Genomic DNA, 16,984 nt, shown 5'->3' with positions numbered 1-16,984 from the left:
GCCGGGGATGATCACGGCGCAGCGGCAATTCACGGTCTACGGCCCGTCGCACTGGGCCGCGATCGCCGTCTTCGTCGCCGGCGCGGTGCTGCTGGTCTGGCTGGGCCGCCGGCAGAGCGCGCACCAGTCGCGGGCGTTCGGCCGCATCCTGGGCGGGCTGACCGCAGTGGTCTACGCCGCGATGCTCGTCTACATCCTCGTCCCACCGTCGCTCGAACGATCGGTGCCGTTGAGATTGACCGACCTGGCGACCGTCGTCGGCGCCTACGCGCTGTGGTCGCAGCGACAGTGGGCCTATGTGCTCACCTATTACTGGGGTCTGGTGCTCAGCACCCAGGCGCTGATCTCGCCGGTGCTGAAGAGTCCCGACTTCCCGCACTACGAGTTCCTCGCCTTCTGGTCGATCCATCTGCTGGTGGTCTGGGCGGCGATCTATCTGACCTGGGGCCGGGGGATGCGGCCCAGTTGGCGCGGCTACCGGCTCGTGGTGCTGGTGACCGCGGTGTGGGCGGTGACCACGATGGTGTTCAACCGGTGGGCGGGCACCAACTACGGCTTCCTCAACGCCAAACCGGCCACCGCCTCGCTGCTCGATCTGATGGGTCCGTGGCCGGTGTACGTGCTGGTGGCCAGTGCCGCGGTGGCGGTGGTGTGGGCGCTCATGACCTGGCCGTGGGCCCGTCGGGCCGGGCGAAACGCTGCGCCGCGGTAAACCTCCCCATCGCTGTCGATGGTGATGGATACTGCCGGTGTGCCTGCCGTTCTACTCGGGGAACTGACCCACCTGGTCGCAGTGTCACCGCCACCGCTGGCCGACATCAACGCCGCGGTGCGTGAGGTGTGTGCGTCGGCGCTTGGGTTGCCGCCGCTGCCGGCGGAGACCCGCGGCGGCGCCGTCGATCCGATGGTGACCGAGTTTGCCGAACAGTTCACCGTCGACGTCACGGCCATCAACGCCGCGCAGCGGGCCGCCTTCTCCGACCTGCTCGGGGCCGACGTGTTCACGGTGTCGACACTCATCTACATCGCCGATTTCCTGCCGCGGGTGCGTGCCGGGTTGTCGGCGCTCGGGGTGGTTTGGCCTGCCGGGCCCGTCGAGTGGGATCACCACACCAACCCGGCCGACTATGTGCTGGACTCTTTCGTCCCCGCGGTGGGACGGATGCGTGCGCTGGATCCGGTGACCTCCGAAATCGTGCGGCTGCGTGGCGCCCGGCAGCACAATTGCCGGCTGTGCAAGTCGCTGCGCGAGGCCGCGGCGTTGGAGGCCGGCGCCACCGAGTCGGTCTACGACAGCATCGACGACTTCGACAGCTCCGAGCTGTCCGAGCGGCACAAAGCCGCGCTGCGGTACGTGGATGCGCTGATCTGGACGCCGTCGCAGGTTTCCGGTGACGAACTGCGGCAACACTTCTCGCAGGACGAAGCGGTCGAATTGACCCTCGACGTGATGCGCAACGCGTGCAACAAGGTGGCCGTCGCCCTGGGTGTCGACGAGGCTCGGGTGGACGAGGGCACCGAACAGTACCGGCTCGGCGACGACGGTCAGCCGATCTACAGCTGAGGTTCTCGGGTTTCAAGCCCGGCGTGCCGCGTGCGTAACGTGGTGGCGGCGAAACTCGAGGCGGTTTCTCGCCATCACGTCACGAGCGTGAAACTGCGTTGGTTAGCGGCACTGGATATCGCGCTGACACTCACACCGCGCACGCTGGATTGCCGCGAGCACGCCCATGATGCCGGTGAAATGCGGCGTGGCGGGGCACAGACACGCACGCTCGCGCGGCTGAGTGAGGGCCAGCGCTAGGGCTAGGTCGAGGGCGCCAGCAGCGCGAGAACGGCGTCGACGTCGTCCTCGGTGGTGGCCCACGAACAGACGAACCGCACCGTGGGCAGTCGCGGGTCGGGACGGTGCAGCGCGTAGACCGCCGAGAGGGCCTGGTGGGCAGCAGGTTCGAGGTCGACGAAAACCTCGTTGGCTTCGGTGGGTGTGGCCAGCCTGAGCCCGAGGGCGGCGAATCCCGCGCTGAGCCGGGCGGCCATCCGATTGGCCTGGGCGGCGGTCTGCAACCAGAGTCCGTCGTGCAGCAGCGCCTCGAACTGGGCCGCGACGAAGCGCTGCTTGCTGGCCAGTTGCCCGAGCTGTTTCTGCACGAAGCGGATACCGTCGAACAGCTCGGGACGGCGCACCAGGATCGCGTCCCCCATCAGCATGCCGTTCTTGGTGCCGCCCACCGTGACGATGTCGGCGTCGCCGATCGCCTCGGGCGGACGGATGTCCAGGGCGGCAATCGCATTGGCGAGGCGGGAGCCGTCGACATGGACCAGCAGCTGGAGATCGTGGGCATGGTCGACGAAGTCTTTGATCGCCTGCGGAGTCCAGACGCGCCCGTTCTCGGTGGACTGCGTGACGGTGACGATCCGGGGCTGCGAATGATGCACCGGGCCGCGCCGTGCCACCGCGGTGTCGAGCACGGCCGGATCGATCAACCCGTCATTGCTGGGCAACGCGGTCAGCGGGGCGCCGGACAGCCGGACCGGCCCGCCCGCCTCGTCGATCAGTGAGTGCGCCACATCGCTGCACAGGATTTCCTGCCACGGCCGGACCGCCGAGGCCAGCGCGACGATGTTGGCGGCGGTGCCGGTGAGGGCGAACAGCACGTCGGCGCCGGGGGAGTCGAAGGCGGCCCGGATGGCCGCGGCGGCCCGCTCGGTGGCGGGGTCGTTGCCGTAGGACGCGACCGCGCCGTCGTTGGCCGCAGCGATCGCATCGATCACCCTCGGGTGTGCGGGGGCGGCGTTGTCGGAGGCGAACGCGTGAGAAGGCACGTCCGCCATGATTCCACCGGCGCGGGTCGCCCTGGCTAGGCCGCGGCGGCCTTCTTCTTGAGCAGCAGTGCCGGCAACAGCACCGTGGCGAGGGCGGTGACCAGCCAGACCACCACGGTGGCCGCGATCCAGGAACCGATCCCGTGGATGCTCAGCCCGTGGGTGAGCGTCGCGGACAGGACCAGGGCGACCAGGGTCGAGGCCAGTCCGATACCGCCCAGGAACGCCGAGGCGTAACGGCTGGCCATCTTGAGGAAGAACGGCGACAGGATCGCCTGTGCGACGGCGAAGATCACCACCGCGGTGACGAACCCCCATGCCGACACCGAGACGCCGGGGACCAGCCACGCGGCGACCAACAATCCGATGGCAGCCGAGCCCAGGAAGATCGCGATACGCAGCAGAAAGCGGACCATGCGGTGAGCGTAGCCCGGGCCGCACCGCCGGCGGCCCCTCATTGGCGTCGCAGCCAGCGGCGTGTGGGACCATATTGCCGCGCAGCTGCGCCGGGGCGGTAGCTCAGTCGGTTAGAGCCGTGGACTCATAATCCATTGGTCGCGGGTTCGAGCCCCGCCCGCCCCACTTCGGCTCGATCCGGACAGATCGTAACGATCGGGCAAAAACTTGAAGTTTTCTGCCGGATGTTCTGCGGAATGGTTGAATTCACTGTTTCTCTAGGATTAGCGACACGTGCTTCACTGCTGGACTGGGGGACCGAATGCGTCGTCTGACCACCGTAATTGCCGCTTCCGTGCTGTGCGCTGCCGCTGCCGGGTGTGGCGGCGCCGAGGAAAAGCCGGCCGCGCAGACCCCCGACAGACCGATGATCACGTCGTTCGCACCCGCCCCGCTGCTGGATCGTGCCCTGCCGAAATTGCTGCTCGCCCCGGAACAGATCGATGCCGTGATGGGCATCGCGGGCATGACCGTCACCAGCACCCGATCCGACCTGCCGGACGACAGCGCGACGATGCAGCCGCGCGAGTGCCTGGCGCTCGACGGTGCCGCCCAGGCCCTGGTGTATGCCGACAGCGGATTCACCGCGGTGCGTGACGTGTCGCTCAAGAACGGCGACGACTTCACCCACTACGCACATCAAGCGGTCGTGCTCTACCCCGATGCCGAGAAGGCCAAGGCGTTCTTCGACGCCTCGGCGCAGCAGTGGACACAGTGCCACAGCTACTCCCATACCCAATCCGGCACGCAGTGGGAAGTCGGGCCCATCGCCAACAAGGGCGGCATGCTGAGCGTGGTCAACACCCAGTTGGAGGCCCGGGCCGGTGGCTGGGCCTGCGGGCGGGCCCTGGCCGTCCGCAACAACGTGATCGTCGACGTCAACACCTGCAGTGCGAAGCCGGCGGATTCGGCGACCGCGATCGCCGATCAGATCGCCACGCGGGTGGAGTCCCCGTCAGCGAGATGACGACCGCGATGGGGCAATAACCCCATCGCGGCCGGCGGTTGACGGTATGGCGGTACCGGTCCTAAAACCAGACCTTGCGTCCCCCCACCGGGCGGCCCACCGCCCCGAGAATCCACAGGATGATGCCGATCGCCACCAGAATGCCCCCGATCGTGTAAAGGATCGAGATACCGGCGAAATAGCCGATCAACAGAAGAATGATGCCGAGCACGATCATGGTCAGTCCGATCGACGTAGGAACCCTGTCGCAGACAAGAATTGCCACGTCCGTCGAATTTCAAACCTGCCGTACCGGCGCGGGTCTCACGCCGGAGGCGGCGGTGGTGGTGGCGGCGGTTCTGGAGGCGGCGGCGGAGGCGGTGCGCCCGGGAGCGTGATCGGCGGCAGGCCCGGGATCAGGATCACATTGTCCGGGGGTGGCGGCGGCATTCCGGGTGGGGGCGGGGCCTCCGGACGGGGGGTGTAGACCGGGGGCGGAGGCACGTAGCCCGTGCTGGTGTTGATCGTGATGACCGAGCCGGGGATCGTCCTGCCGCTGGGAGTCGTGCCCACCACCGAACCCCGCGGAGCGGTGTTGTTGACCTGCGTGGGCCTGTCGGCCACCTGGAAACCCGCATCCAGCAACCGTTTACGCGCCTCATCGACCTTCATGCCCGAGACGCTGGGCACCTCCCCGCCGGGACCACCCTCGACATAGCGCGGATCGGTGGGAGGCAGTGCCACCGGATCGAACTGGCCGGCGATCGGGTCCATGGCCGCATACCAGGTCAACGCGGGTTCGGTGCCGCCGTAGAGGTCGCCCTCGCCGCATTTGCGCAACGGGTACGAGCACAGGCCGCTGGGTGTGGAGGAATCGTCGAAGATGTAGTTCGCCGCGGCGTAGCGGTTGGTGAAACCGAGGAACCCCGATGACCGGTGCGCCTCGGTGGTACCGGTTTTCCCGGACATCGGACGCTTCCAGTTGACCGAGCTCGCCGCCCCGGCAGCGGTGCCGTTCGTGTCGTCCTTGCTCAGGGCGTTGGCCAACGTGTTCGCCAGCCCCTCGGGCACCGCCTGATCGCAGGGCATCGTCTCCACCCCGACTTCGTGACCGTTGCGGTCGAAGATCTTGTCGATCGGACTCGGCGGGCACCAGGTGCCGCCCGAGGCCAGCGTCGCGCCCACGTTCGCCAGCTCCAGCGCATTGAGCTCGATCGGTCCGAGCGTGAAGGACCCCATGTTGTGGCGCTTGACGTAATCGGCGAGGCTCTCGTTGGAGTCCGGATTGTCCAGGTTGTAGTCGCGGGCACTGCCGGGTTCGGCGTAGGACCGCAGACCGAGCCGAACCGCCATGTCCACCGCCCGCGGCACCCCGATCTGCGAGATGAGTTTGGCGAACGCGGTGTTGGGCGATTGGGCCAGCGCATCGGTGACGCTCAGCGGGTTGCCGTAGTTGCCCACGTTGCGCACACACCAGGTTTCCCGTGGACACCCGGGCGTATCACTGCTGCCCAGCCCCTTGGCCTGGAAAAACCCGGGGACGGTGAGTCGGGTGTTGATGCCCATCCCCATTTCGAGGGCGGCGGCGGTGGTGAAGATCTTGAATATCGACCCGGCGCCGTCACCGACCAACGAGAACGGCTGCGGCCGCACCGTCTGGTTGGCGTCGAGGTCGAGCCCATACGTGCGACTGTCGGCCATCGCGAGCACCCGGTGGGCGTCCTTGCCGGGGGTGATCACACTCATCACGCTCGCCACGCCCTCGGTGGACGGATTGGCGAACTTGTCGACCGCCGACTTGACGCTGTCCTGCACCTTGGGATCCAGCGTGGTGCGGATCAGGTATCCGTTGCGCGCGACGTCCTTCATGGTCAGCCCCGCCCGCGCCAGGTAATGCAGCACGTATTCGCAGAAGAACGCGCGGTCGCCGGCGGCGATACAGCCCTGTGGCAGCGGTTCGGCCTGGGGCAGCACCCCCAACGGCGCGGCCTTGGCCGCGCGCAGTTCGTTCGCCCGGTCCGGCAGGTAGTCGATCAGGGTGTCCAGCACGACGTTGCGCCTGGCCAGGGCGGCATCCGGGTGGGCGTAGGGATCCAGGGCGCTGGTGGAACGCACCACGCCGGCCAGCAGCGCGGCCTGCGACCAGTTGAGGTCGGCGGCGTCGACACCGAAGTAGGTGCGGGCCGCGTCCTGGACACCGAACGAGCCGTTGCCGAACGACACGAGATTCAGGTACCGGGTCAGGATCTCCTCTTTGGAGAACGTCTTGTCCAGTGCCAGCGCAATCCGGATCTCGCGGAGCTTGCGCGCCGGGGTGATCGCGACGGCGGCCCGCCGCTCGGCGCCGGACTTCGCGTTGACCAGAAGGTTGAAGTTCTTGACGTACTGCTGTTCCAGCGTCGAGCCGCCACGCACCTCGTCGACCCCACGCAGATACCCGACAAGCCCGTTGAGGGTGCCCTGGATGTCGACGCCGTTGTGTTCGACAAAGCGTTTGTCCTCGACCGACACGATCGCCAGCTTCATGGTGTCGGCGATCCGGTCACTCGGCACCAGCCAGCGCCGTTGGTCGTACAGCCAGGCGATCGGTTGACCCGTGATGTCGACCATGGTGGTGATGATCGGCGCGTCGCCCTGCAGTACCTCGGCGGAATCCTGGGCCACCGTGTCCGAGAGCCGGGCCGTCATGATCCCCACCCCGCCGACAACCGGGAACAGCAGTGTGGCAACGAGCAATCCGGCCAGCACACAGTGGGTGGCCAGCTTGGCTACCGTAGACCTCGACCAAACGGGCGGGCCGGACATGCCCTCAAGCCTAAGGCGGCTGACCGCCACCGGTGTGCATATCGCCGGCAGCGTGTTAGCTGCGTGGCCGCCGCAGCGCCGTCGAGCACAGTTCTCCCGGGCGCCCGGTGCCGCCCGGCCCAGCTGATTTCGGCCTAATTGTCAGGTCCGGCAACCGGATTGGGGTGCCGGCGGGCAACCAACCGGCAGGGCGTGTCGCCCACCGCCGTTCAGCGCTCTCCGCGGCTGCAATTGGGGTTTGCCGGCTTGGCCGGCCAAGCGCAGACGTCGATGTAGGTGCTGTCGGCATACCCGCCGCCGTCGAACACACCGTAGGCGTCGTCGTGCGTACCGGTGTAGGTGGCGCCGCCACCACCGCCGCCGCTGGAGCTGATGATCGTGGTGAGCGCCCAGCCCTTGGCCTCGAGCGCCGACGTGTAGGCGGCCATCACGTCGTTGGGTGCGCCGTGGACCTGGTAATGCAGGTGGATCCCGCCGTCGGCGATGTCGTCGGGCCCCGTCGTCTGCCGGACGTCGCCCGGCGTCGGCAACAGCGACGTCAGCTGCTCGGCGCCGGATGCGGCCGAGGTGGCGTGCGCGGTGTCGGTGGCCGCCTGGGTGGTCGTCTCGGTCGCCGAGCTGCAGGCCGTGACGGCCAGACCGATCGTCATCGCCGCGATGAAACAGGTGGTGGTGCGCTGCGTCATGAGGCCCCCGTCCGCCTCGCCGCACGGTACCAACGCCGCCCGCGGCATCCGGACGTAATCGAGCAACGAATGTGCAGGTAGTTCCTGTCGCAACGACATCACCGGCGACCTGTTCGGTTGCCGTTACCCGGGTGTCGGTTGTCGGGCAAGCGTCGGTTCACCTGTGGCTTCAACCATGTGTGGGCTCGCTGGAGACGACGACGATACGGAGACATGGATGAGGCGCAGGCGCTACCAGGTGGCCGCAATGTTGATGTGCACGGCAGTCGCGGCTGCGGCATGTGGTGGCGACACCGACACCGGCGGCGCGACCCTCCCGCTGCTCGACCCGGCCGCCAGGGGGACGCTGTCCGAACACGGTGGCGCGACCCGCGCCGGCGACGACCGCAGCGCGCTGATCGCCGACTCCATCAAGAACAGCGGAGCCCGCAATGTCATCCTGCTGATCGGTGACGGCATGGGTGACTCCGAGATCACGGTGGCCCGCAACTACGCGCACGGCGCCGGCGGCGCCTTCGCCGGCCTGGATGCCTTCCCGCTGACCGGCCAGTACACCCACTACTCGCTGGACAAGAACGGCAAGCCGACCTACGTCACCGACTCGGCGGCCAGCGGATCGGCCTGGGCGACCGGCACCAAGACCTACAACGGCGCGATCGCCGTCGACATCCACGGCACAGATCAGAAGACCCTGCTGGAGCTTGCGAAGGAGGCCGGCAAGGCCACCGGTGACATCACCACCGCCGAAATCCAGGACGCGACGCCTGCGGTACAACTCGCTCACGTCACCGAACGTGACTGCTACGGGCCCGACGAAACCAGCGCAGACTGCCCGGCCAATGCCCTGGAGCGCGGCGGCCGCGGGTCGATCACCGAGCAGTTGCTCACGACCCGTGCCGATGTCGTGATGGGCGGCGGCGCCGAGACCTTCCAGCAGGTCGCCAAAGCCGGTGAGTACCAGGGCAAGACGCTGGAGGTCCAGGCCAAGGAGCGCGGCTTCACCATCGTGCGCACTGCCGACGAGCTCGACAAGGCTGACGCGGCCGACCAGGATGCCCCGTTGCTCGGGTTGTTCGCCGAGGGCAACATGCCGACGCGGTGGAACGGGCCGGTGGCCGGCAAGGGCGGGTACCTCGAACCGGCCGTCGAGTGCCGCGACAACCCGGACCGCAACGCCTCGGTGCCCACCCTGGCGGCCATGACGAAGAAGTCCATCGACCTGCTCAAGGGCGACGGCGACGGTTTCTTCCTGCAGGTCGAAGGCGCATCGATCGACAAGCAGGATCACGCCGCCAACCCGTGCGGACAGATCGGCGAGACCGTCGACCTCGACGAGGCCGCCACAGTGGCCCTCGACTTCGCCAAGGAGAACAAGGACACCCTGGTCATCGTCACCGCGGACCACGCCCACAGCAGCCAGATCGTGGAGACCACCACCGTCGACGACGTCCGTGCCGCGGCCGCCGAGGCCAAGCTGCCCTTCGAGGTCACCCGCGACGCCATCTACCCGGGGCTGACGCGGGTATTGCGCAGCCGGGACGGACAGGATCTGACGATCTCCTACGGCACCTCCGACAACCTCGACGCGATGGACCAGGGCCACACCGGATCCCAGCTGCGCGTCGCCGCCTACGGACCCGGTGCGGCGAACATCGTCGGCCTGACTGATCAGAGCGATCTGTTCTTCACGGTGACCCGTGCGCTGGGCCTCAAGGAGGACTGACCGGCCGGCGGTGTCACGCTCGGCCGGTGGGGATCACGGTGCCTGAGTCACTGCGCGGAGGTGAAGTGGTACAGGCGGAAATGATCCCAGGAGCCGTCCGGAGAGCCGTTGTGCGACTCTGACGAACCTGCGACGTCTGCCTCCGTGCTGCCCTTCTCCAGGCGTTCTTGCACCACCTTGTGCCCGCGCAGGACGAGCGGCCGCAGCAATCGGGGCGCCGTCCGCTCAGCGGTGTAGCGGGCCCAATCCATGTTCTTCTCGATACCGCGGGCGACCTCGGCATTGATCACCCGATGCGAAACCATCTGCAGGGGAGCGTTCGCCAAATCGTGCTCCCAGGCCGAGATCCGGTGAGATTGCCGATGGTCGGCGTAGAGAAAATCTCCGCCGGGGCGCAGTACACGGTTCACCTCCGACAGAAACCGCGGGAATCGGTAGGAGGCGCCGCCGCCGTGGCCGCAACCCACTTCCAAGACTCGTTTGCCACGGATGTCGGTCTGGGCGGCGGTGACGTGGTACAGGTTGATGAAGTACCGGTTGGCCTCGTCTTCTGCCGAGAGCGGCAGATTCAGCGGCGGTTCTTCTTCGTAGCCATAGTTGATGAAAATCAGATCATCGTCTTTGAGCTTGCGGGTCATGTACGGGAACACCCCGCCGCGCGCTACCGGTTCGACGTCACCGCCGAGGCCGGCTGACCGCAGGCGGCCAGGCCTGCCTGCTCGGCCACCCGCTCGGCGTCGTAGGTGTCGATGGCGACGCTGTCGAGGATCGCCCGCAGCTGCTCGGCCTGGGCCCGCGGGCCGAGCTCGGTCGAGCGGTAGATGCGTCCGGCGGCGCGCGCCTGCCGGCGGACCAGTCCGGTGCGCTCCATGCGCAGGTCTTCGTAGCGGCGCAGTCGCGGTCCCAGATCGCCGGCGTCGGCTTCGCGCAGGGCGACGGCCAGGGTCATCGCATCCTCGATGGCCTGGTTGGCGCCCTGCCCGAGATGCGGCGTGACGGCGTGGGCACTGTCGCCCAGCAGCGTGATGCGATCGGTCGACCAGTGGTTCAGCGGTTCCCGGTCGTAGATTCCCCAGCGGAAGGTGGAATCCATCTCGCCGATGATCGCTGAAACCTTGGGGTCCCAATCCCGATAGGCGGCGGCGAGCTCGGCGACATCACCAGGGGCGGTCCAGGATTCGGCCACCGAGAGATTCGTGGGCACGAATGCCACGATGTTGAGGAAACGGCCGGCTGACACCGGGTAGGCCAGGAAGCTCTGTGCCGGGCCCAGCCACATCGAGCTGGCATTCATGTCGGCGATACCGTGCAGCCGTTCGGCCGGAATGAGGCCGCGGTAGGCCATGATCCCTTCGCTGACGGGTTCGGCCGCGCGGGTCACCTTGCCCTGCAGGCGCGAGTGGATACCGTCGGCGCCGACCAGCAGGTCCGCGTCAACGGTTGTGCCGTCGGCGAATTCGACATGCACCCCGTCGCTGTCCTCACTCGCGCCGACGCAGGAGCGGCCGAGCTGCAGCGCTCCGGCGGGCAGGGCGTCGGCGAGTGCCTTCTGAAATTCACCGCGGTGCAGGCACCAGGTGCGCGCCGGATCGTCGAAGCCCAGGGTCGAGGGTTCGCCGGCGATCGGCGTGGCCTGCCAGGTTCGGAACTGGTAGTGGGTGACCGGTCCGGCGATCGCGGCCACCGCGTCGCCCACCCCGAGCCGGGACAGGATGCGGGAACCGTTGGTGGCGATGGCGACCCCCGCGCCGAGCGCTTTGAGTTCGTGCGCCTGTTCGTACACGGTCGCGTCGATTCCGTTGGCGCGCATGGCGATCGCCGCGGTCAATCCGCCGATACCGGCACCCACCACGGCAACTCGTAGCCCGGTCATGAGTTCCTCCTCGATCCCCGATAATTGTACCGATCGGTACGTCATTGACTATAGATGTACCGATCGGTACGGTCAAGGGGTGGCTCGCACCGCCGATCCCGGGAAACGCGAAGCGTTGCTCAACGACGTCGTGGACTACCTCGAGCAGCACGGCATCGGCGAAATGTCGCTGGCCCCGATGGCCCAGGCCCTGGGCACCAGTAAGCGCATGCTGCTGTACTACTTCGGGGACCGGGCCGAACTGTTGGCGCAAGCGCTGGAGGCCAGCCGCCCACAACTGGGGGAGATGTTCGCCGGTGTCACCAGCACAGACGAATTCGTCGCGGCCGCCCGCACGTTGTGGCGGGAGCTGACCCGCGGCGGCGAACGCCGCAATGTGCGACTGTTGCTCCAGGTCCTGAGCCTGGCGATCACCGACCCGCAGACCTATGGCGCGGCCGCCCAAACCTCTGTCGAGGTGATGATCGACCCGATCGCGGCGACCCTGACCCAGCTCGGCTACGGCGTCGACGACGCGCGTGCCCGCGCCACCCTGGTGGTCTCGGGCCTGCGGGGGCTGTTCCAGGACAGCCTCGTCACCGAGGACCGCTCACGCGTCGACGCCGCCGCCGCGTTGCTGATCGCCGCGGCCGTCGGATAGCCGAGCCCGCCGGACAGCGCGGCGGCTAGGAGTTGGCCCGCGCCATCGCCTGGGCCACCACGCCGCGCGCCGGGCGCTGGCGCACCCGCTGCGGCCACCAGAACCACGGGCCCATCAACGCCGCGATCGAGGGCGTCATGAACGACCGGATCACCAGTGTGTCGAACAACAGGCCCAGCCCGATCGTCGAGCCGACCTGGGCGACCACCGTCATCTCGCTGACCACCATCGACATCATGGTGAACGCGAACACCAACCCGGCTGCGGTCACCACCGATCCGCTGCCACCCATGGCGCGGATGATGCCGGTGTTGATGCCTGCGGGCAGCTCTTCTTTCAGCCGTGCCACCAGCAGCAGGTTGTAGTCCGCGCCGACGGCCAACAGCACGATCACCGCCATCGCCATCACCATGAAGTGCAGCTCGATCCCGATCAGGTGCTGCCACACCAGAATCGACAAACCGAACGACGTTCCCAGCGAGACCAGCACGGTACCGACGATCACCGCGGCGGCCACCAGGCTGCGGGTGATGATCAGCATGATGATGAAGATCAGGCACAGGGCCGAAATGCCGGCGATGATCAGGTCGTAGTTGTTGCCTTCCTGCATGTCCTTGAAGGCCGAGGCGGTGCCGCCCATGTAGATCTTCGAACCCTGCCACGGCGTGCCCTTGATGGCCTCCTTGGCGGCCAGCTTGATCCCGTCGATCAGCTTGATGCCCTCCGGGGTCAGCGGGTCTCCCTCGTGAGAGATGATGAACCGCACGGCTTTACCGTCAGGCGAGATGAAGCTCTTCATGCCGCGCTTGAAGTCTTTGTTGTTGAAGGTCTCCGGCGGCAGGTAGAACGTGTCGTCGTTGAGCGAGTCGTTGAAGGCCTTGCCCATGGCGGTCTGGTTGTCCTGCATCGCCGCCATCTGATCCTGCAGACCCTTCTGGGTCTGGTACATGGTCAGCATGTTGGTCTTCATCTGCTGCATGATCTCGATCTGGGGCTGCATCATCGCCGCCATCTGCGGCATCAGCTCGTCGAGTCGGTGCATGTCGGGCATCAGCTGCTGGATGCTCTCGGTCATGGTGTCGACACCGTCGAGACCGTCGAACACCGAGCGCATCGTCCAGCACACCGGGATGTCGTAGCAATGCGGTTCCCAGTACAGGTAATTGCGCAACGGGCGCAGGAAGTCGTCGAAATCGGAGATGTGGTCCCGCAATTCGGCCACGTCGAGGACCATCTGGTCCATCTTGCCGACCATGCCGTGGGTGATGCCGGACATCTCGTTCATCAGCACGATCATCCGGTCCATCGTGTCGATCGTCGTCTGCATGTCGGCGGCCTGCAGCAGCATGTCGTCGGCACGGTCGGTGAGGTACTTGCGGTTCATGGTCTGCATGACCCCGCCCATGCTCATCTGGGCCGGAATCGTGCTGAATTCCATGGGTTCGCCCTGGGGACGGGTGATGGCCTGCACACTGCCCACGCCCGACACTTCGAAGACCCGCTTGGCGATCCGGTCGATCACCAGGAAGTCCGCCGAGTTGCGCACGTCGTGATCGGTTTCGATGAGCAGCAGCTCGGGGTTCATCTTGGCCGCCGAGAAGTGCCGGTCGGCCGCGGCGTAGCCCTCCTGCGCCGGCAGATCCTGCGGCAGGTAGTTGCGGTCGTTGTAGTTGGTCCGGTAGCCGGGCAGGGTGAGCAGGCCGACCAACGACAACAGGATGGTGCCCAGCAGCACCGGTCCGGGCCAGCGCACGACGAATGCCCCGAGCCGTCGCCAGCCCCGGATACGCATGGCGCGCTTGGGTTCCAGTACCTTGCCGAACCGGCTGGCCACGGTGATGATCGCCGGCCCCAGGGTCAGCGCCGCCAGCACCGTGACCGTCATACCGACGGCCATCGGGATACCGAGGGTCTGGAAATACGGCAGCCGGGTGAAATGCAGACACAAGGTCGCGCCGGCGATCGTCATACCCGAGCCCAGCACCACGTGCGCGGTGCCGTGGAACATCGTGTAGTACGCCTGTTCTCGGTCCTCGCCGATACTGCGGGCTTCCTGATATCGCCCGATCAAGAAGATCGCGTAGTCGGTGGAGGCGGCGATGGCGAGCGTGACCAACAGCTGTGTCGCGAAGGTCGACAGCCCGATCAGTTCGTGATAACCGAGGAAGGCCACCACGGCCCGGGCCGCCGAGAGCTCGATCACCACCATCAGCAGCACCAGGATCACCGTGATGATCGATCGGTAGACGAGCATCAGCATCGTGATGATGACGACGAAGGTGGCCGCCTCGATGATCTTGACGCTGCGGTCACCGGAGATCTGCTGGTCGGCGGCCAGCGCGGTGGGCCCGGTGACATACACCTTGAGCCCGGGCGGTGGCGACAGATCGGCGATGAGGTTCTGAACGGCCTCCACCGATTCGTTGGCCAGCGCCTCACCCATGTTGCCGGCCAAATACACCTGTACGTAGGTGGCTTTACCGTCGTTGCTCTGCGCGCCGGCCTCGGTCAGCGGGTCGCCCCAGAAGTCCTGGACGTGCTCGACGTGCTTCTTGTCGGCCTCGAGCCGGTCGATCATGTCGTTGTAGAACCGGTGAGCATCAGCGTCGAGCTTGTCCTCGGCCTCCAACACGATCATCGCCGAACTGTCCGACTTGAACTCGTCGAACACCTGGCCGACGCGCTTCATCGCGATCACCGACGGTGCGTCGTCGGGACTCATCGACACCGAACGCATCTGGCCGACCACATCCAGCGGCGGGACGGTGGCGCTCAGGTACGCGAGCAGCGCGATCCAGCCGACAATCACCGGAATGGCGAATCGACGGATCCATCGAGCAACCCCCGTGTGGGGGGCTCTGGAATCGGCCATCAGGAACCCTTGGTGGTCGGTCGGGAGAGCGCGACGCAGCCGTGGGGCAGTGTGCGCAGCCTTCCCTTACTACGTCGTGTCGTGCCACCGTCTTACCAGACGGGGGATACCTGTGGGCCGTCAGCCTCGCTCAACAGGTGTTTCGGTGCGGCCCGTCACATCCGCTACACGCCGGCCGGTTCGGTGTCGTCGACTTCGGTGTCATCGACGCGGCCCAGCCGCCACTTGCCCCCGCCGAGGAGTTCCAGATGTGTGTTGTGGTGACGATAGACCGTGCTGCGGTGCGTGACGCTGACCAACACGGTGTCGGGCAGCTCTCGACGGACCAGGCTGTAGATCATGAACTCCAGCGGCTCGTCGAGGGCCGAGGTGGCCTCGTCGAGGAACACCACCTTGGGTTTGGTCAGCAGCACCCGGGCGAATCCGACCCGCTGTTGTTCGCCGGGGGAGAGCACCTTGGCCCAGTCGCCCTCCTCGTCGAGCCGGTCGACATACCGCGGCAGTGCCACCGCCAGCAACGCGTCCTTGAGTTCTTGGTCGGACAGCCGGCCGGGCTGGTGGGGGTAGGAGACCACGGTCCGCAGATCGCCCAGTGGCACGTAGGGAACCTGGGACAGATACAGCGTCTCGTTGGCGCCCTGCGGGCACTGCACCGTGCCCGAGGCGTAGGGCCACAACTGGGCGATGCTGCGCAACAGCGTGGTCTTGCCGGCCCCTGACTTGCCGGTGATGATCATCGCGTCGCCGACACCGAGCCGCAGGGACAGGTCATCGATCAGCTGCTCGCCCTCGGGGTTGCGGACCTCGACGTCGCCGAGTTCGACCAGGCTGTCGGAGCCCGCGGTCAGCCCGGTGACGTCGAGCTTGGGCAATTCGCGGCTCTGCTCATCGGCGGTGACCAAACCGTGCAATCGGATGATCGACGCGCGATACCCGGCGAACGTGTCGTAGGAATTGCGGAAGAACGACAGCGCGTCCTGGATGGCGCCGAACGCGGCCACCGACTGGTTGACCGCGCCGAGCTGGATCTGCCCGGCGAACAGCCGCGGGGCCTGCAGCATCCACGGCAGCGGAATGATGATGTGGTTCATCGACAGGTTCCAGCCGGTGAACACCATGGTGCGGTTGATGAAGTGCTTGTAGTTGGTGACGACGGCGGCGAACCGGCCCCGTAGCGCCGAGCGTTCGACCTTCTCGCCGCGGTAGAGCGCGACCGACTCAGCCGCATCGCGCAGCCGCACCAACGCATACCGGAACGCGGCGTTGAACTTCTCGTTGTTGAACGACAACCGGATCAGCGGACGGCCCAGGGCGAAGGCGATCACGGTGGCGAACGCGACGTAGACGAAGACCGACCAGAACATCGCCCGGGGGATCTGCACGCCGAAGAGACTGAGGTCGCCCGAGAGGTTCCACAGGATCGAGGTGAACGAGACCACCGAGACGATCGACGAGATGGCGCCGAACGGCAACGTGCCGTTGCTGGTCTGATGCGGGGTGTTGGGCTGCGGCCCCGACAGCGCGGTGAACACGTCGATGTCGGACTGGATGCGCTGGTCCGGGTTGTCGATGGTGTTGTCGATGAACCGGGTCCGGTAGTAGGCGCGGCCCTCGAGCCAGTCGCCGGTGAGCCGGTCGGTCAGCCAGGCGCGCCAGGCCAGCATGAAGCGCTGGGTCATGAACAGGTCGACCAGAACTCGGGTGACCAGGATGGCGGCCAGGACCGCGAACGTCAGCAGCGCCACCCAGAACCCCCGGATCCCGGAGTCGCGCACCGCGTCGTTGCCGGTGGCCAGGCCCTCGACGGCCACCTGCGCCGAGGTGAACAGGTCATTGCCCTGGTAGCTGAACAACACCGACAGCCGCACGCCGATGATCACCGACAGCAGCATCGCCGACAGGATCAGCCACGGCTTCACACTGTGGCGTCCGGTGAAGTAGGCGCCGGTGACGGCCCAGAACTGCCGGCCCCAGGTGGTGAACCGGGCGAGCAGGACCAGCACGGCCAGCGTGCAGGCGGCGGTGATCGTCCAGGCCTGGGCCAGCCACCACAGGGAATGCAGGAGCTCGGTGCCCCAGTCGATCGAGGGTGAGAACGGTTTCAGGTCGCTCACCGATGCCTCTCCAGGGGTGGAAAACCGCTGACGCGGCGGGTTG

The 16,984-nt window shown here is 66.9% G+C and carries 15 protein-coding genes and 1 tRNA gene; 7 read left to right on the top strand and 9 right to left on the bottom strand.

The features are described from left to right. The first annotated feature begins 7 nt into the window (after positions 1 to 7). From FR943_RS17680 to FR943_RS17670, 3 genes are read left to right on the top strand one after another with little or no spacing between them, the layout of a single operon-like run. Entirely contained in the window at positions 8 to 712 is a 705-nt protein-coding gene (locus tag FR943_RS17680) for a YwaF family protein (RefSeq protein ID WP_217159502.1), read from the top strand. A gap of 24 nt (positions 713 to 736) precedes the next feature. Beyond that, complete coding sequence (locus FR943_RS17675) at positions 737 to 1,564, top strand: carboxymuconolactone decarboxylase family protein (protein WP_372448171.1); 828 nt, start codon at positions 737 to 739, stop codon at positions 1,562 to 1,564. Positions 1,565 to 1,594: 30 nt separating this feature from the next. Next, complete coding sequence (locus FR943_RS17670; RefSeq protein ID WP_217159500.1) at positions 1,595 to 1,804, top strand: hypothetical protein; 210 nt, start codon at positions 1,595 to 1,597, stop codon at positions 1,802 to 1,804. A 2-nt stretch (positions 1,805 to 1,806) separates the two neighbouring features. Here FR943_RS17670 and FR943_RS17665 read toward each other — a convergent pair whose 3' ends face one another. Then, positions 1,807 to 2,835, bottom strand: coding sequence for a threonine aldolase family protein (locus tag FR943_RS17665; RefSeq protein WP_217159499.1), 1,029 nt, complete (start codon positions 2,833 to 2,835; stop codon positions 1,807 to 1,809). 26 nt (positions 2,836 to 2,861) lie between these two features. Beyond that, positions 2,862 to 3,242, bottom strand: a complete 381-nt coding sequence (locus FR943_RS17660; RefSeq protein ID WP_217159498.1) for a phage holin family protein — start codon at positions 3,240 to 3,242, stop codon at positions 2,862 to 2,864. A gap of 92 nt (positions 3,243 to 3,334) precedes the next feature. On the opposite strand from FR943_RS17660, the gene FR943_RS17655 reads away from it, so the two are divergent. Together FR943_RS17655 and FR943_RS17650 are read left to right on the top strand one after the other, a co-directional pair. Next, positions 3,335 to 3,408, top strand: a tRNA-Ile gene (locus tag FR943_RS17655). Positions 3,409 to 3,544: 136 nt separating this feature from the next. Beyond that, positions 3,545 to 4,249, top strand: coding sequence for a sensor domain-containing protein (locus tag FR943_RS17650; protein WP_217159497.1), 705 nt, complete (start codon positions 3,545 to 3,547; stop codon positions 4,247 to 4,249). A gap of 61 nt (positions 4,250 to 4,310) precedes the next feature. Here FR943_RS17650 and FR943_RS17645 read toward each other — a convergent pair whose 3' ends face one another. From FR943_RS17645 to FR943_RS17635, 3 genes are all read right to left on the bottom strand, one after another. Beyond that, positions 4,311 to 4,514 (bottom strand): DUF6131 family protein, encoded by a 204-nt coding sequence (locus FR943_RS17645; RefSeq protein WP_217159735.1) that lies wholly within the window; start codon positions 4,512 to 4,514, stop codon positions 4,311 to 4,313. 38 nt (positions 4,515 to 4,552) lie between these two features. Continuing rightward, positions 4,553 to 7,033 carry a penicillin-binding protein gene (ponA2, locus tag FR943_RS17640; protein ID WP_217159495.1) on the bottom strand — a complete coding sequence of 827 codons (2,481 nt, stop codon included), beginning with the start codon at positions 7,031 to 7,033 and terminating at the stop codon, positions 4,553 to 4,555. A 209-nt stretch (positions 7,034 to 7,242) separates the two neighbouring features. Further along, positions 7,243 to 7,719, bottom strand: coding sequence for a hypothetical protein (locus tag FR943_RS17635; protein WP_217159493.1), 477 nt, complete (start codon positions 7,717 to 7,719; stop codon positions 7,243 to 7,245). A 217-nt stretch (positions 7,720 to 7,936) separates the two neighbouring features. On the opposite strand from FR943_RS17635, the gene phoA reads away from it, so the two are divergent. Continuing rightward, entirely contained in the window at positions 7,937 to 9,442 is a 1,506-nt protein-coding gene (gene phoA, locus FR943_RS17630; protein ID WP_217159491.1) for an alkaline phosphatase, read from the top strand. 47 nt (positions 9,443 to 9,489) lie between these two features. On the opposite strand, the gene FR943_RS17625 is transcribed toward phoA, so the two are convergent. Together FR943_RS17625 and FR943_RS17620 are read right to left on the bottom strand one after the other, a co-directional pair. Continuing rightward, a complete protein-coding gene (locus tag FR943_RS17625) occupies positions 9,490 to 10,080 on the bottom strand; it encodes a hypothetical protein (protein WP_217159489.1) in 591 nt (196 codons plus the stop codon). A 23-nt stretch (positions 10,081 to 10,103) separates the two neighbouring features. Further along, entirely contained in the window at positions 10,104 to 11,315 is a 1,212-nt protein-coding gene (locus FR943_RS17620; protein WP_217159486.1) for an FAD-dependent monooxygenase, read from the bottom strand. 79 nt (positions 11,316 to 11,394) lie between these two features. On the opposite strand from FR943_RS17620, the gene FR943_RS17615 reads away from it, so the two are divergent. Further along, a complete protein-coding gene (locus FR943_RS17615; RefSeq protein WP_217159484.1) occupies positions 11,395 to 11,955 on the top strand; it encodes a TetR/AcrR family transcriptional regulator in 561 nt (186 codons plus the stop codon). Positions 11,956 to 11,980: 25 nt separating this feature from the next. Here the strand turns inward: FR943_RS17615 and FR943_RS17610 are convergent, their stop codons facing one another. Together FR943_RS17610 and FR943_RS17605 are read right to left on the bottom strand one after the other, a co-directional pair. Continuing rightward, positions 11,981 to 14,827, bottom strand: a complete 2,847-nt coding sequence (locus FR943_RS17610) for an MMPL/RND family transporter (protein WP_217159483.1) — start codon at positions 14,825 to 14,827, stop codon at positions 11,981 to 11,983. Between the two features lie 164 nt (positions 14,828 to 14,991). Continuing rightward, positions 14,992 to 16,941, bottom strand: a complete 1,950-nt coding sequence (locus FR943_RS17605; protein ID WP_217159480.1) for an ABC transporter ATP-binding protein/permease — start codon at positions 16,939 to 16,941, stop codon at positions 14,992 to 14,994. Positions 16,942 to 16,984: the final 43 nt, after the last annotated feature.

The sequence above is a fragment of the [Mycobacterium] fortunisiensis genome (genome assembly GCF_019050325.1).
GTDB classification, from domain to species: domain Bacteria; phylum Actinomycetota; class Actinomycetes; order Mycobacteriales; family Mycobacteriaceae; genus Mycobacterium; species Mycobacterium fortunisiensis.
The sequence above is the reverse complement of the archived record's forward strand: the minus strand, read 5'-3'. Positions and strand labels throughout refer to the sequence as shown.